The organism is Mesobacillus zeae, assembly GCF_003570705.1.
Taxonomy (GTDB): domain Bacteria; phylum Bacillota; class Bacilli; order Bacillales; family Cytobacillaceae; genus Mesobacillus_C; species Mesobacillus_C zeae.
Genome location: NZ_QWVT01000008.1, coordinates 273,023 through 285,898 on the forward strand (window position 1 = coordinate 273,023; position 12,876 = coordinate 285,898).

The following is a 12,876-nucleotide window of genomic DNA, read 5'->3' on the forward strand; positions in this document are numbered from 1 at the left end:
GAAGGGCTGTGAGACGGTGAGCTTTTTTAAAAAGTTAAAAGAGAAAATATCAAACCAGACAGAGAGTGTGACAGATAAATTTAGAGATGGCTTGACAAAAACACGGGACAGCTTCTCAGGTCGTGTAAATGATCTTGTTGCCAGATACCGCAAAGTAGATGAAGATTTTTTCGAGGAACTTGAGGAAATCCTCATCCAGGCAGATGTCGGATTCGGGACCGTTATGGAGTTGATTGATGAGCTTAAAATGGAGGTGAAGCGCCAAAATATCAAGGATTCTTCACAAATGCAGTCTGTGATATCTGAAAAGCTTGTTGAGATATATGAAGGCTCGGGAGAAGAAAAATCGAGTCTGAACGTCCAGGAAAATGGATTGACTGTCATTCTTTTTGTCGGAGTGAATGGGGTCGGAAAAACAACCACCATCGGCAAGCTGGCCTACAAGCTGAAAAGTGAAGGGAAAAGCGTAATGATGGCAGCAGGGGATACATTCCGCGCAGGTGCAATTGACCAGCTTGAAGTGTGGGGAGACAGGGTTGGTGTTTCCGTCATCAAACAGGCCGAAGGATCCGATCCTGCCGCTGTAATGTATGACGCCATCCAGGCAGCCAAATCGAGAGGCGCAGACATTCTTTTATGCGATACTGCCGGCAGACTGCAGAACAAGGTAAACCTGATGAAAGAGCTGGAGAAAGTCAAACGCGTGATTGAGAGGGAAATTCCAGGGGCTCCCCATGAAGTCCTGCTTGTTCTTGATGCAACGACTGGCCAAAATGCGCTGATTCAGGCAAAAACGTTCAAGGAAGCGACCGATGTCACCGGGATTGTCCTGACCAAACTAGACGGAACCGCAAAAGGAGGAATTGTCCTTGCGATCCGGAACGAATTGAACATTCCGGTTAAGTTTGTCGGTCTTGGAGAAAGAATGGATGACCTTCAGGAATTTGATCCTGATAAATATGTATATGGCTTGTTTGCAGACCTTGTTGAGGAAGAATCTGCGGAATAGCAGCGTCTGCCTGAAAGGCAAGGAGCTGTCTTGACACGCGGAGTATTCGTGTGTACACTATTACTGTAAAGGAATTCCACTTAACACGGGGGGATCAAGATGCTTGAAAAAACAACCCGGATAAATTATCTGTACGATTTTTATCAGGCACTGCTGACTCCCAAACAGCAAAGCTATATGTCCCTTTATTATCTTGACGACTATTCACTCGGAGAAATCGCCGATGAGTACGATGTGAGCCGGCAAGCGGTCTACGACAATATAAAACGAACAGAAGCAATGCTTGAGGAATATGAAGAAAAGCTGCGTCTGTTCCAAAAATTCCAGGACCGGAGCAGGCTTGTTGCAAGGATGAAGGACATACTTGAGGCTGGCAGCAGCCTTTCAGACCTTCCGGGGATGCTGGAAGCGCTGGAGAAACTAGATTAGGAGGCGGCAAACAGATGGCATTTGAAGGATTAGCCGACCGACTGCAAAGTACAATGCAAAAGATCCGCGGCAAAGGAAAAGTTACTGAAGCGGACGTAAAAGAAATGATGCGTGAGGTCCGTCTTGCCCTATTGGAAGCAGACGTTAATTTTAAAGTGGTGAAAGACTTTGTCAAGAAAGTCAGCGAGCGTGCTGTCGGGCAGGAAGTGCTGAAAAGCCTGACACCGGGACAGCAGGTCATCAAGGTTGTTAAGGAAGAGCTGACAGACCTGATGGGCGGCGAACAAAGCCGGATTGCTGTAGCTAACAGGCCGCCGACTGTCATCATGATGGTAGGTCTGCAAGGGGCAGGGAAGACGACGACTACCGGGAAGCTTGCAAACCTTCTTCGGAAAAAGCACAACAGGAAGCCATTGCTTGTTGCTGGCGATATTTACAGGCCTGCGGCGATCAAGCAGCTTGAAACGCTCGGCAAACAACTGGGCATGCCTGTCTTTTCCCTTGGTGACCAGGTAAGTCCTGTGGAAATTACCAAGCAGGCGATTGCCAAGGCGAAGGAAGATCACCATGATTATGTCCTGATCGATACGGCCGGTCGTCTTCATGTAGATGAGAAGCTGATGGATGAACTGAAAGACATCAAGGAACTCGCCAAGCCGGATGAAATTTTCCTTGTTGTCGATGCGATGACGGGGCAGGATGCCGTTAATGTGGCTCAGAGTTTCAATGAGCAGTTGGGCTTGACTGGTGTTGTCCTGACCAAGCTTGACGGTGATACACGCGGTGGAGCTGCGCTTTCAATCCGTTCAGTGACGGATACGCCAATCAAGTTTGTCGGCCTTGGAGAAAAACTTGATGCCCTCGAAGCCTTCCATCCCGAACGGATGGCGTCAAGGATTCTGGGTATGGGCGATGTCATGACGCTTATCGAAAAGGCGCAGGCCAATGTAGATGAGGATAAAGCGAAAGAGCTTGAAAAGAAGATGCGGACAGCAACATTCACGCTTGACGATTTTCTAGACCAGCTTGGCCAGGTAAGGAAGATGGGCCCGCTTGACGAGCTTCTGAAAATGATGCCTGGGGCAAACAAGATTAAGGGAATGAACAATCTTCAGATCGATGAGAAGCAGATTTCCCATGTTGAAGCGATCATCCAGTCGATGACAAGCCAAGAAAAAACCCATCCTGAAATCATCAGCGCGAACAGGAAGAAACGGATTGCCAAGGGAAGCGGAACGAGCATCCAGGAAGTTAACCGCCTTCTGAAGCAGTTCGAGGACATGAAGAAAATGATGAAGCAAATGACTGGTCTCCAGCAAAAAGGGAAGAAAAAGGGCGGATTCAAGCTGCCGTTCAATCCTTTTTAATGTGTGATTTACTTCTCTGGAAACATATTTTTTGACCCTGTAAAGAAAAAAACCTTTACAAGCTAAATGACATTTGATATTATTCTATCTTGTGTGAAACTATTCGGAGGTGCTTATTTAAAATGGCAGTAAAAATTCGTTTAAAACGTATGGGAGCAAAAAAATCTCCTTTCTATCGTATTGTTGTAGCTGATTCCCGTTCACCACGTGACGGCCGTTACATTGAAATAGTGGGAACTTACAATCCAGTTGCCAACCCTGCAGTGGTTGACATCAACGAAGATTTGGTTCTTCAATGGCTTAAGAACGGTGCGAAGCCGTCTGATACAGTGCGTAATCTGCTCTCTAACCAAGGCATCATGGAAAAATTCCATATTGCTAAAAACAGCAAGTAATTGTGAATGACATGAAGGAATTAATCGAGACGATCGTGAAACCCCTTGTCGATTTTCCTGAAGATGTTCGAGTGGATGCCTCCGAGGAGGATCATCGGATCATCTACCGTCTTTCTGTCAGCAAGAGTGACATGGGCAAGGTAATCGGGAAGCAGGGGCGCGTGGCAAAGGCAATTAGAACCGTTGTATACGCAGCAGGATCTTCAATGCAAAAGAAAATATTCCTTGAGATAGTTGAATAACGTTTCACGGGCCTCTTGCCCCTTGGGACATGCTAAAAATGGAGGGGAAACCCTCCTTTTTTTCTATTTAGGGGAAGATTCATATATAATGGATGTTGGACGTGCCTAGCTACAGTGTTTAAGGGACCGAGTCATAAGCCAATCTTCAAGAAGATCAAAGAACAACCTTTTCGTTGGCTTGTCTTATGCTTGTCGTCCCTGCGCAAGGCGCTTTCGCAATGCATTTGACGATACAGATTTAGTGCAATATAACAGGGCTCCGGAGGGATGAACATGAAAGTGCTTCAAACCATCGTTGTAAAACAGGTTCTGACCGATTTCAGCAAGCAGAAGCTTCTCGATCAATACCAGGAACGCAAGCTGCAGCTGCAAAAAGAATGCGATCAGCTAAAGTTTGAGATGAAACGGCTTGAAAAATCAAAGAAATTTCCCCCTGAAAGCCTGAAAAGGCATTTTGATAATGAAATACGCATCCATATGGAAAAGATAAAACTGCTTGACTTTCAAATTGAGCAGCTACATATCCTCCCGCTTGGCAGCGAGCTAAGGGAAACAGAGCTGCAGGCAGTTGTTGAAGTCAGCGAGGGCGACGACTGGGAAGAATTTCTGACCGGGAAGACAATCGTTGTGAAGGACGGCGTCGTGGCCGAAATACGCGTGAGGTGAACAGAATGGAAAAATGGTTTAATGTCGGAAAAATTGTCAATACACACGGAATTAGAGGGGAAGTACGGGTTATTTCCAGGACCGACTTTCCAACTGAGAGGTATAGGATTGGAAACAAGCTATACTTATTTATGCCAAATGCAAAAGGACCAATTGAACTGACGGTGGCAAGTCACAGAACCCATAAAAACTTTGACCTATTGACCTTTGAAGGCTTTGGAAATGTTAATGAAGTCGAAAAGTTCAGGGATGGCATCCTTAAGGTACCGGAAAGTGAACGCGGCACTCTTGAAGAGGGAGAGTATTATTTACAGGATATTATCGGCTGCCTTGTCTCTACAATTGAGGGAGAGGAAGTTGGGAAAATAACGGAGATATTGTCACCTGGGGCAAATGATGTCTGGGTTGTGAAAGGAAAGGGAGGGAAAGATATCCTCATCCCTTATATTGAAGATGTGGTGAAGAAAGTCGACCTTCAAGAAAAAGTAATCCTCATTGATCCAATGGAGGGACTCCTTCCGTGATGAAAGTCGATGTCTTGTCCATATTTCCGGAAATGTTCGCAGGGGTCCTGGGACATTCAATATTGAACAAGGCAGCTGAAAAAGGCGCTGTCGAATATAATATTGTCAATTTCCGCAGCTATGCCGACAACCGCCACCAAACAGTTGATGACTACCCATATGGCGGTGGAGCCGGAATGGTGCTGAAGCCGCAGCCGATTTTTGATGCGGTTGAAGACCTAGTCAAGAAAGCGGAATGCAGAAAGCCACGTGTCATTCTCATGTGTCCTCAGGGCGAACGCTATACGCAGCGGAAGGCAGAAGAACTGGCAGGTGAAGATCACTTGATTTTTATTTGCGGTCATTATGAGGGCTATGACGAACGTATCCGCGAACACCTTGTTACGGATGAAATATCGATCGGCGACTATGTGCTTACAGGCGGGGAACTTGGCGCCATGGTGGTTATTGACAGTGTAGTCCGGCTCCTGCCGGGAGTCCTTGGCAGTGAGGAGTCTCATATTCAGGATTCTTTCAGTACAGGGCTTCTTGAGCATCCGCACTATACTAGGCCGGCTGATTTCCGAGGGCTGAAGGTTCCGGAAGTGCTCTTGTCTGGAAATCATCGTCTCATTGATGAATGGCGAATGAAAGAATCTCTCCGGAGAACCCATACCCGCCGCCCTGATTTACTGGAAGCGACTGATTTGCCTGAAGGCTATGGGAAATGGCTTGCAGAAATCAAAAAACAATCAGAATAGCTGTTGCAGCCGGGCGTCCTTTATGGTAAGATATTTTTTGTGGCTTGGGCCTCGCCCGAAGCCTTTATAACGATGTTCCGCTGCACGAAGAGATGTATGAGCATCTGTGGGAGGAGTTGAAAACGATGCAACAATTGATTGAAGAAATCACAAAAGAACAGCTTCGCACTGATCTGCCATCGTTCCGTCCTGGTGATACTGTACGTGTACACGTAAAAGTTATCGAGGGTACTCGCGAACGTATTCAGCTTTTTGAAGGTGTTGTTATTAAGCGTCGTGGTGGTGGAATCAGCGAAACTTTCACTGTCCGTAAGATTTCTTACGGCGTGGGTGTTGAGCGTGCATTCCCTGTACACACACCAAAGATCGCGAAACTTGAAGTACTTCGCCGCGGTAAAGTCCGCCGTGCTAAGCTTTACTACCTACGCAGCCTGCGTGGTAAAAAAGCGCGTATCAAAGAAATTCGCTAATCTAAAGTTCAAAAAAAGGAGCTGCTTGTCAAGCAAGCTCCTTTTTCATAGGGAAAAAGACGGAAACCATCTATTTTAGGCAGGAGATATTTTAAAAAAAGAGGACATCATGTTTACAGCAAGGAAGTTATGTAAAAGTAATTTATGTACTGAACTTAATTCCTAGAATGGTGGGGAGAGAATGGCGAAAAATAAAAATGAACTATGGGAATGGACAAAAGCGCTTGTTATTGCAGTCTTGCTTGCAGCTTTTATCAGGTACTTCCTGTTCGCACCCATTGTGGTAGACGGCCTATCCATGATGCCGACGCTTCATGACCAGGATAGAATGATTGTGAATAAACTCAGCTATAAGGTCGGTGAACCAGAAAGGTTCGATATCATTGTCTTTCACGCCCCAGAAAATAAGGATTACATAAAAAGAGTGATTGGTTTGCCAGGTGATACAGTGGAGTACAAGGACGATACTCTTTATGTCAATGGCAAAGCATATGAAGAACCGTATTTGGAAAACTATAAAAAACAGGTCATTGACGGCCCGTTGACAGACCCTTTTACACTTGAAGAAAAGATTGGCAGGAAAACCGTGCCGGAAGGGCATCTTTTTGTTATGGGTGACAACCGGCGTTTCAGCAAAGACAGCCGTCATATCGGAACCGTACCGCTTGAGAAAGTTCTTGGAAAAACGAGTATCATTTACTGGCCGGTCAACGATATAAGGTCTGTAGCCCAATAACCCACCAGGCGCCATGCTAAAGCCTTTTTCTCTGAAAGGGCTGCAGCGGGCGCTTGATATTTTTCGGAAAGGATGGTGGAGACATGACGATTCAATGGTTTCCAGGCCATATGGCCAAAGCGCGCAGGGAAGTTACGGAGAAGCTGAAGCTTGTTGATATTATTTTTGAATTGGTTGATGCAAGAATTCCGCAGTCTTCCCGAAACCCGATGATTGATGAGATCATCCAGCATAAGCCGCGGGTTGTTCTCCTGAATAAAGCAGACATGGCTGATAAAGAAGTGACTGCTGAATGGATACGGCATTTTAAAAAGAAGGGCATTACCGCCCTCGCGATTAACTCCCAGGCAGGCACGGGATTAAAGCAAATTGTGGCTGAAGCGAAAGTGCTGCTTGCAGAAAAGTTTGACAGGCTTCGTTCAAAAGGAGTAAAGCCAAGGGCAATCAGGGCAATGATTGTTGGCATTCCAAACGCAGGGAAATCCACTCTGATCAATCGCCTTGCCGGCAAAAATCTTGCTAAGACTGGCAACATGCCTGGTGTTACCAAGGCCCAGCAGTGGATCAAGGTAGGAAAAGAACTTGAACTGCTAGATACCCCGGGAATACTGTGGCCGAAATTTGAAGATCAAGAGGTGGGTTTAAAGCTTGCTCTTACAGGCGCTATAAAAGATGCTATCCTGAACCTCGAGGATGTTGCTGTCTATGCCCTGAGGTTCCTGGAGGAAAATTATCCAGTACGTCTCGAGGAAAGGTATAATTTATCACCAGTACCTGAAGATATTGTGGAATTGTTTGATAAGATCGGCAGCGCGAGAGGTGCCAGAATTTCAGGCAGGGAAACTGACTATGATAAGGTAGCTGAATTGGTAATCAGGGATATCAGGGGTGAAAAGCTCGGACCGCTTTCGTTTGAACGGCCATCAGTTCCTGCTGAGGGATGATCTTAAAGTCTTTCTAATAATAAAGGCCCGCGCTGGGTCTTTATTATTTTTCTAATAAGCCGATACATACATTAGTCGTAAAATTAGGAGACTGTATAATTATGAAGCTAACCATTGAAGAAATAGGAAACCGTCTAGCCGGAATCTCAAATCCGGAATCCGATTTTGTAAGGAAAATTAGCAGTGATGAACGCGCTGGTGTCCAGCGTGTATTAAAGAAATGGCTGAAACTCCAGGAACAGCGGAAGTTCCAGGAGGAAAGATTCTTCGAGATGTCCGCATTTGAGCGCGATTTAAGAAGCAAGGGCTATAAATATATTGCCGGAATTGATGAAGCAGGGAGGGGTCCGCTGGCAGGCCCTGTTGTTGCTGGATCAGTTATATTACCTGCTGATTTTAATCTTCCCGGGCTGGATGATTCAAAAAAATTGAGCCCGGCAAAAAGGGAAGAATATTATGAAGTCATTACCCGGGATGCTATTGCGTGGGGCACTGGCATCATAGATGCGAAGGAAATAGACAGAATCAATATTCTCCAGGCAGCAAAAAAAGCGATGCTTGCCGCCGTTGTCAACATGAAGTCGGCTCCTGACTTTCTGCTCGTCGATGCAGTAAGCTTGGAGACGCCCTACCCCGCCGAAGCGTTGATTAAGGGGGATGCACGCAGCATATCCATTGCAGCGGCCTCTGTTGTAGCTAAAGTGACTAGAGACAGGATGATGAAGGAAATCAGCCTGCAATACCCTGAATATGGCTTTTCTGCCAATATGGGATACGGTACGGCCGAGCATTTGGAGGCGCTTAGGATATACGGCATAACGCCATACCACCGGAAAAGCTTTGCGCCAGTAAAAGCATGCTTGGAAAGCTAGAACTGCAGGAGGGAGACTATGGATACTAATGGAGCAATTGGCACTATCCTAAAGCAGTTAATACCTGAATCGGCAAATCAATACTCTTTCCGGCCCGGGCAAGTGATCAACGCAAAAGTAATAAGGCTGTTTCCGGACAATACCGCCGAAATCCAAATTGGCGGACAGAAATTGATAGCCCAACTGGAAGCCCCCCTATCTGCTGGCCAGCGCTACTGGTTCCAGGTGCAGCCCGGTGAAGGGAAGATCCATCTGCGGATCATGTTCCCTGATGAAGGGGGCGGGCAAATGAGCGGGAATCTTTCGAAAGTACTAATGGAGCTGCTCATGCCCCCGGGGAAAGAGAGCGAGGAATTGGTTCGCGGTTTCATACGGAATAAACTCCCGATGACAAGTGAAACCATGCAGCTTGCCCTCACAGTTGCAAAAGAAGGAAAGAGTGCAGCCGGTAATGATATGTATGATGTTCTAAAACTGATCTTCAGCAATAACTTGCCTTTTACAAGGCAGGTTTATTCGTCCTTGTATGCAGCATTGAAGGGAGAGCCCTTTTCAATACTGGCAGAGCGCCTACAGACAGCTCTGCAGGCCGAACCTGCGCTTAAGGGAGCAAAGAGTTTCATTCAGTGGACGGCTCCAGAACCCGGCAGAGAATCGAATGAGGCACTTACAACGAAATGGCTGAGCGGAACGAATCTTGATTCTGATGAAGCATTCGAAGTGATGCAGCAGAGAGGGAATATCAAGCAGGGAGAAAGTGAAGCGAAATTTCTTGAAAGAATTTGGCTCAAAGGCTTTGGGAATGAACTTTCCACCGTAGGACCACAGCCACTGCTTGATGGGTTCAGAAGATTCGAAGAAGTTGTGAGGCTTCTTCAGGCAGGAGATCTGCCTGGAGCCCTAGCATTGACAGACAGAATGGGAAAGGCTGCCCAAACATCAGCACAGATAACAGTGGGGGACCTCTTACCGCTATTAAAGAACGCAGGTGCTGGTGATGTTCCCCAGTTTGATAAGCCGGTGACTATGCATGCAGTGAAGAAATTAATGAACCTAGTCCTTTCAGATAATAAGGATTTTGACAGCCTCTTTGGGCTAGTGGCTGCATCGGAAGGCATCCCTGAAGCCCAGGCTGCTGCCAAGGCAATCAGGGAATCGATTACAAGGCTGGGTCTTTCCTACGAGCATGACACGACTGCCGGGCTTAAACAGAATGGAAATGTGGGGGACGAGCTCCGTGAGACTCTGAAGCCCCAACTGATCCAACTGCTTTCGGGAAACCTGCCTCAGGCTGTCCGAGAGACGGCTGAATCCCTGCTCGGCAAAATAACAGGCTTCCAGCTTCTTTCGCAGGAAACCGGCCCCCTGCAGCAGCTTGCTGTCCAAATTCCCTTCCCGTTTCCGGGAAAAAGCACTGATGTCACTATGCAGTGGAGTGGTCGGAAAACAAATGAGGGAAAGATCGACCCAGATTATTGCAGGGTGTTGTTTTATCTTGATCTTGAGCATCTGGGCTACATGATGGTTGATATGCAAGTGCAGAACCGCATCATGGGCCTTGTTATCATCAATGAAAATGAAGCTGTCAAAGAAATGGCTAGTCCGCTTTTAGGTCAGCTGAAAAAAAAACTTTCAGCAATAGAATATCATCTTTCCTCTGTCACGTTCACAAAGCCGTCAGCACAAAAAGATAAAGAGCCGTCAGGTCATGCTAGCATGGGACCTGCTGGCTACAGCGGGGTGGATATAAAGATATGAAAAAGCGTGAACGGCCACCGGCACAGAAGGCTGCGGTTGCACTTGGCTACAAGGTGAAGACCCAGACCGCCCCGCAGGTTTTGGCATCGGGCAAAGGCTTAGTAGCCGGCAATATTATTGAAAAAGCCATGGAAAGCGGAATTCCCATACAGGAGGACCCGTCTCTTGTCGGCTTGTTGAGTCAGCTTGAGGTAAACGAGAGTATTCCAGACGAGCTTTACGGTGCAGTAGCAGAGGTTTTTGCTTTTATATACAGGCTTGATCGTGGTAAAGGGAAGATGGAATAAATATATCAAGATAGTATTTATAGTAAGGTGATTTCCGTCAGAATATTGCAAATGACATAATATTTAAACCTTATTGGTAGACAATGATTATATCATTATATACAATGAAAGCGCAGTCTATTTTTTATTATTGAATCGAGATTAGTGTCTGCAGCTGCGGACGGGAAATACTGCTGTTGAAAAAAGTGGAAAAGCTTTATTTTTGCATATAGCAGCCCCGCTGTGAGCCAGCGCTTTTCTGGACAGGAGGATGGGAAATGAATATCCATGAGTATCAGGGAAAAGAGATCCTCAGAAGATATGGGGTAACCGTACCAAATGGAAAAGTCGCTTTTTCTGTTGAAGAAGCGGTTGAAGCGGCAAAAGAGCTTGGAACCCAAGTTTGTGTCGTAAAAGCGCAAATCCACGCCGGAGGAAGAGGAAAAGCTGGCGGTGTGAAGGTTGCGAAAAACCTTGACGAAGTACGTACATATGCAAGCGAAATCCTTGGAAAAACACTGGTTACTCACCAAACAGGACCAGAAGGCAAGGAAGTCAAACGCCTGTTGATTGAGGAAGGCTGCGACATCAAGAAAGAATACTATGTCGGCCTTGTTCTTGACCGTGCTACTTCCCGTGTTGTGCTGATGGCATCTGAGGAAGGCGGAACGGAAATTGAAGAAGTGGCAGAAAAAACGCCAGAGAAAATTTTCAAAGAAGAAATTGACCCAGTAATCGGGCTTTCTCCTTTCCAAGCCCGCAGGATTGCTTTTAATATCAATATTCCTAAAGAACTTGTCAACCAGGCAGTCAAATTCATGATGGGCCTTTACCGTGCCTATATGGAAAAAGACTGTTCTATCGCTGAAATCAATCCGCTTGTCGTCACAGGCGATGGTAAAGTTATGGCGCTTGATGCGAAAATGAATTTCGACAGCAATGCATTATACCGCCAAAAGGATGTTCTTGAATTCAGGGATCTGGAAGAGGAAGATCCTAAGGAAATCGAAGCATCTAAATATGACCTTAGCTATATTTCGCTTGACGGAAATATCGGCTGCATGGTGAATGGTGCAGGACTTGCAATGGCGACAATGGACATTGTCAAGCATTACGGCGGAGATCCCGCAAACTTCCTTGATGTTGGGGGCGGCGCTACTGCTGAAAAAGTGACCGAAGCATTCAAGATCATTCTTTCTGATCTGAATGTAAAGGGCATTTTTGTCAACATTTTCGGCGGCATCATGAAGTGTGATGTAATTGCAACAGGCGTTGTTGAAGCAGCGAAACAGATCGGCCTTGAGGTACCGCTTGTTGTCCGTCTTGAAGGAACAAATGTTGAAATTGGTAAGAAAATCCTGAACGAATCAGGTCTTAATATTATTGCAGCGGAGTCCATGGCGGACGGCGCCCAAAAAATCGTCTCGCTGGTGAAGTAGGTCACACTATAGCGTAGGCTTATTTCGAGCCGCGCCCAGCCAAGGAAGGAGAATGGAACGTGAGTGTATTTATCAATAAAGATACAAAAGTTATTGTCCAGGGAATTACCGGCTCTACTGCCCTTTTCCATACAAAACAAATGCTCGAGTATGGAACAAAGATTGTCGGCGGGACTACCCCGGGAAAAGGCGGCCAGGAAGTAGAAGGTGTGCCGGTTTTTAATACTGTGCAGGAAGCAGTTAAAGCGACAGGCGCGAATGCTTCTGTTATCTACGTACCTGCTCCATTTGCTGCAGATGCAATCATCGAAGCGGTTGATGCAGAGCTCGATTTGACAATTTGTATTACAGAACATATTCCTGTTCTTGATATGGTGAAGGTTAAGCGCTACATGGAAGGCAAAAAGACACGCCTTGTCGGCCCTAACTGTCCTGGTGTCATCACGCCGGAAGAGTGCAAGATCGGTATCATGCCCGGATATATTCATACAAAAGGCCATGTTGGCGTAGTTTCACGCTCTGGAACTCTAACATATGAAGCTGTTCACCAGCTTACACAAGCTGGAATTGGTCAGACTACGGCTGTCGGCATTGGAGGAGACCCAGTGAATGGCACAAACTTCATCGACACACTGAAAGCTTTTAATGAGGACCCAGAGACATATGCAGTCATCATGATCGGTGAAATCGGCGGAACGGCCGAAGAAGAAGCGGCAGAGTGGGTTAAAGCAAATATGACCAAGCCTGTTGTTGGATTCATCGGAGGCCGTACAGCACCTCCAGGAAAGCGTATGGGCCATGCTGGCGCCATCATTTCTGGCGGTAAAGGGACTGCTGACGAAAAGATTCGTGTCATGAATGAGTGTGGAATCCAGGTTGCTGATACTCCAGCGGTGATGGGAGAAACACTGATTAAAGTCCTGATGGAAAAAGGAATTTACGATAAATGCAAAACACATTAATTTTACAATTCAAACAGTCCCTCTAATGGAGGGACTGTTTGGCTTGGATAAAAAGGC

16 protein-coding genes are annotated in these 12,876 nt (G+C 46.3%); all 16 read left to right on the forward strand.

Features of this window, described 5'->3' with window-relative positions; genetic code table 11:
* The first annotated feature begins 16 nt into the window (after positions 1–16).
* The 16 genes from ftsY (at position 17) to sucD (ending at position 12,819) form a co-directional block, all read left to right on the forward strand.
* Positions 17–1,009, forward strand: a complete 993-nt coding sequence (ftsY, locus tag D1970_RS03795) for a signal recognition particle-docking protein FtsY (RefSeq protein ID WP_119111537.1) — start codon at positions 17–19, stop codon at positions 1,007–1,009.
* 99 nt (positions 1,010–1,108) lie between these two features.
* Positions 1,109–1,438, forward strand: a complete 330-nt coding sequence (locus tag D1970_RS03800) for a putative DNA-binding protein (RefSeq protein ID WP_119111538.1) — start codon at positions 1,109–1,111, stop codon at positions 1,436–1,438.
* 14 nt (positions 1,439–1,452) lie between these two features.
* A complete protein-coding gene (gene ffh / locus D1970_RS03805; RefSeq protein ID WP_119111539.1) occupies positions 1,453–2,805 on the forward strand; it encodes a signal recognition particle protein in 1,353 nt (450 codons plus the stop codon).
* Between the two features lie 122 nt (positions 2,806–2,927).
* Positions 2,928–3,200, forward strand: a complete 273-nt coding sequence (gene rpsP / locus D1970_RS03810) for a 30S ribosomal protein S16 (protein WP_119111540.1) — start codon at positions 2,928–2,930, stop codon at positions 3,198–3,200.
* 11 nt (positions 3,201–3,211) lie between these two features.
* Entirely contained in the window at positions 3,212–3,442 is a 231-nt protein-coding gene (locus D1970_RS03815) for a KH domain-containing protein (RefSeq protein WP_119111715.1), read from the forward strand.
* Positions 3,443–3,715: 273 nt separating this feature from the next.
* A complete protein-coding gene (locus D1970_RS03820) occupies positions 3,716–4,108 on the forward strand; it encodes a YlqD family protein (protein WP_119111541.1) in 393 nt (130 codons plus the stop codon).
* Positions 4,109–4,113: 5 nt separating this feature from the next.
* On the forward strand, positions 4,114–4,632 hold the full coding sequence (gene rimM, locus D1970_RS03825) for a ribosome maturation factor RimM (protein WP_119111542.1): 519 nt from the start codon (positions 4,114–4,116) through the stop codon (positions 4,630–4,632).
* Positions 4,632–5,372 (forward strand): tRNA (guanosine(37)-N1)-methyltransferase TrmD, encoded by a 741-nt coding sequence (trmD, locus tag D1970_RS03830; protein ID WP_119111543.1) that lies wholly within the window; start codon positions 4,632–4,634, stop codon positions 5,370–5,372. Before rimM ends, trmD begins: the two co-directional genes overlap by 1 nt.
* A gap of 125 nt (positions 5,373–5,497) precedes the next feature.
* Positions 5,498–5,842 carry a 50S ribosomal protein L19 gene (gene rplS, locus D1970_RS03835; protein ID WP_119111544.1) on the forward strand — a complete coding sequence of 115 codons (345 nt, stop codon included), beginning with the start codon at positions 5,498–5,500 and terminating at the stop codon, positions 5,840–5,842.
* Positions 5,843–6,023: 181 nt separating this feature from the next.
* Positions 6,024–6,578 (forward strand): signal peptidase I, encoded by a 555-nt coding sequence (lepB, locus tag D1970_RS03840; RefSeq protein WP_119111545.1) that lies wholly within the window; start codon positions 6,024–6,026, stop codon positions 6,576–6,578.
* Positions 6,579–6,661: 83 nt separating this feature from the next.
* Positions 6,662–7,522 (forward strand): ribosome biogenesis GTPase YlqF, encoded by an 861-nt coding sequence (gene ylqF, locus D1970_RS03845; RefSeq protein ID WP_119111546.1) that lies wholly within the window; start codon positions 6,662–6,664, stop codon positions 7,520–7,522.
* A 98-nt stretch (positions 7,523–7,620) separates the two neighbouring features.
* The gene (gene rnhB / locus D1970_RS03850; protein WP_119111547.1) at positions 7,621–8,394 is read left to right on the forward strand and encodes a ribonuclease HII; all 774 of its coding nucleotides are present in this window, start codon (positions 7,621–7,623) and stop codon (positions 8,392–8,394) included.
* Positions 8,395–8,412: 18 nt separating this feature from the next.
* Complete coding sequence (locus tag D1970_RS03855; RefSeq protein ID WP_119111548.1) at positions 8,413–10,152, forward strand: TP0910 N-terminal domain-containing protein; 1,740 nt, start codon at positions 8,413–8,415, stop codon at positions 10,150–10,152.
* Positions 10,149–10,439, forward strand: coding sequence for an EscU/YscU/HrcU family type III secretion system export apparatus switch protein (locus D1970_RS03860; RefSeq protein WP_119111549.1), 291 nt, complete (start codon positions 10,149–10,151; stop codon positions 10,437–10,439). Before D1970_RS03855 ends, D1970_RS03860 begins: the two co-directional genes overlap by 4 nt.
* Before the next feature lie 257 nt (positions 10,440–10,696).
* Entirely contained in the window at positions 10,697–11,857 is a 1,161-nt protein-coding gene (gene sucC, locus D1970_RS03865) for an ADP-forming succinate--CoA ligase subunit beta (RefSeq protein WP_119111550.1), read from the forward strand.
* Between the two features lie 59 nt (positions 11,858–11,916).
* Positions 11,917–12,819: a succinate--CoA ligase subunit alpha gene (gene sucD / locus D1970_RS03870; RefSeq protein WP_119111551.1), complete on the forward strand. Its 903-nt coding sequence runs from the start codon at positions 11,917–11,919 to the stop codon at positions 12,817–12,819.
* The last annotated feature ends 57 nt before the right edge of the window (positions 12,820–12,876 follow it).

What these genes read in the sequence shown, in the direction of transcription:
- D1970_RS03800 (WP_119111538.1), top strand. Translation starts at nt 1,109, where the DNA reads ATGCTTGAAAAAACAACCCGGATAAATTATCTGTACGATTTTTATCAG.
- ffh (WP_119111539.1), top strand. Translation starts at nt 1,453, where the DNA reads ATGGCATTTGAAGGATTAGCCGACCGACTGCAAAGTACAATGCAAAAG.
- rpsP (WP_119111540.1), top strand. Translation starts at nt 2,928, where the DNA reads ATGGCAGTAAAAATTCGTTTAAAACGTATGGGAGCAAAAAAATCTCCT.
- D1970_RS03815 (WP_119111715.1), top strand. Translation starts at nt 3,212, where the DNA reads ATGAAGGAATTAATCGAGACGATCGTGAAACCCCTTGTCGATTTTCCT.
- D1970_RS03820 (WP_119111541.1), top strand. Translation starts at nt 3,716, where the DNA reads ATGAAAGTGCTTCAAACCATCGTTGTAAAACAGGTTCTGACCGATTTC.
- rimM (WP_119111542.1), top strand. Translation starts at nt 4,114, where the DNA reads ATGGAAAAATGGTTTAATGTCGGAAAAATTGTCAATACACACGGAATT.
- trmD (WP_119111543.1), top strand. Translation starts at nt 4,632, where the DNA reads ATGAAAGTCGATGTCTTGTCCATATTTCCGGAAATGTTCGCAGGGGTC.
- rplS (WP_119111544.1), top strand. Translation starts at nt 5,498, where the DNA reads ATGCAACAATTGATTGAAGAAATCACAAAAGAACAGCTTCGCACTGAT.
- lepB (WP_119111545.1), top strand. Translation starts at nt 6,024, where the DNA reads ATGGCGAAAAATAAAAATGAACTATGGGAATGGACAAAAGCGCTTGTT.
- ylqF (WP_119111546.1), top strand. Translation starts at nt 6,662, where the DNA reads ATGACGATTCAATGGTTTCCAGGCCATATGGCCAAAGCGCGCAGGGAA.
- D1970_RS03855 (WP_119111548.1), top strand. Translation starts at nt 8,413, where the DNA reads ATGGATACTAATGGAGCAATTGGCACTATCCTAAAGCAGTTAATACCT.
- D1970_RS03860 (WP_119111549.1), top strand. Translation starts at nt 10,149, where the DNA reads ATGAAAAAGCGTGAACGGCCACCGGCACAGAAGGCTGCGGTTGCACTT.
- sucC (WP_119111550.1), top strand. Translation starts at nt 10,697, where the DNA reads ATGAATATCCATGAGTATCAGGGAAAAGAGATCCTCAGAAGATATGGG.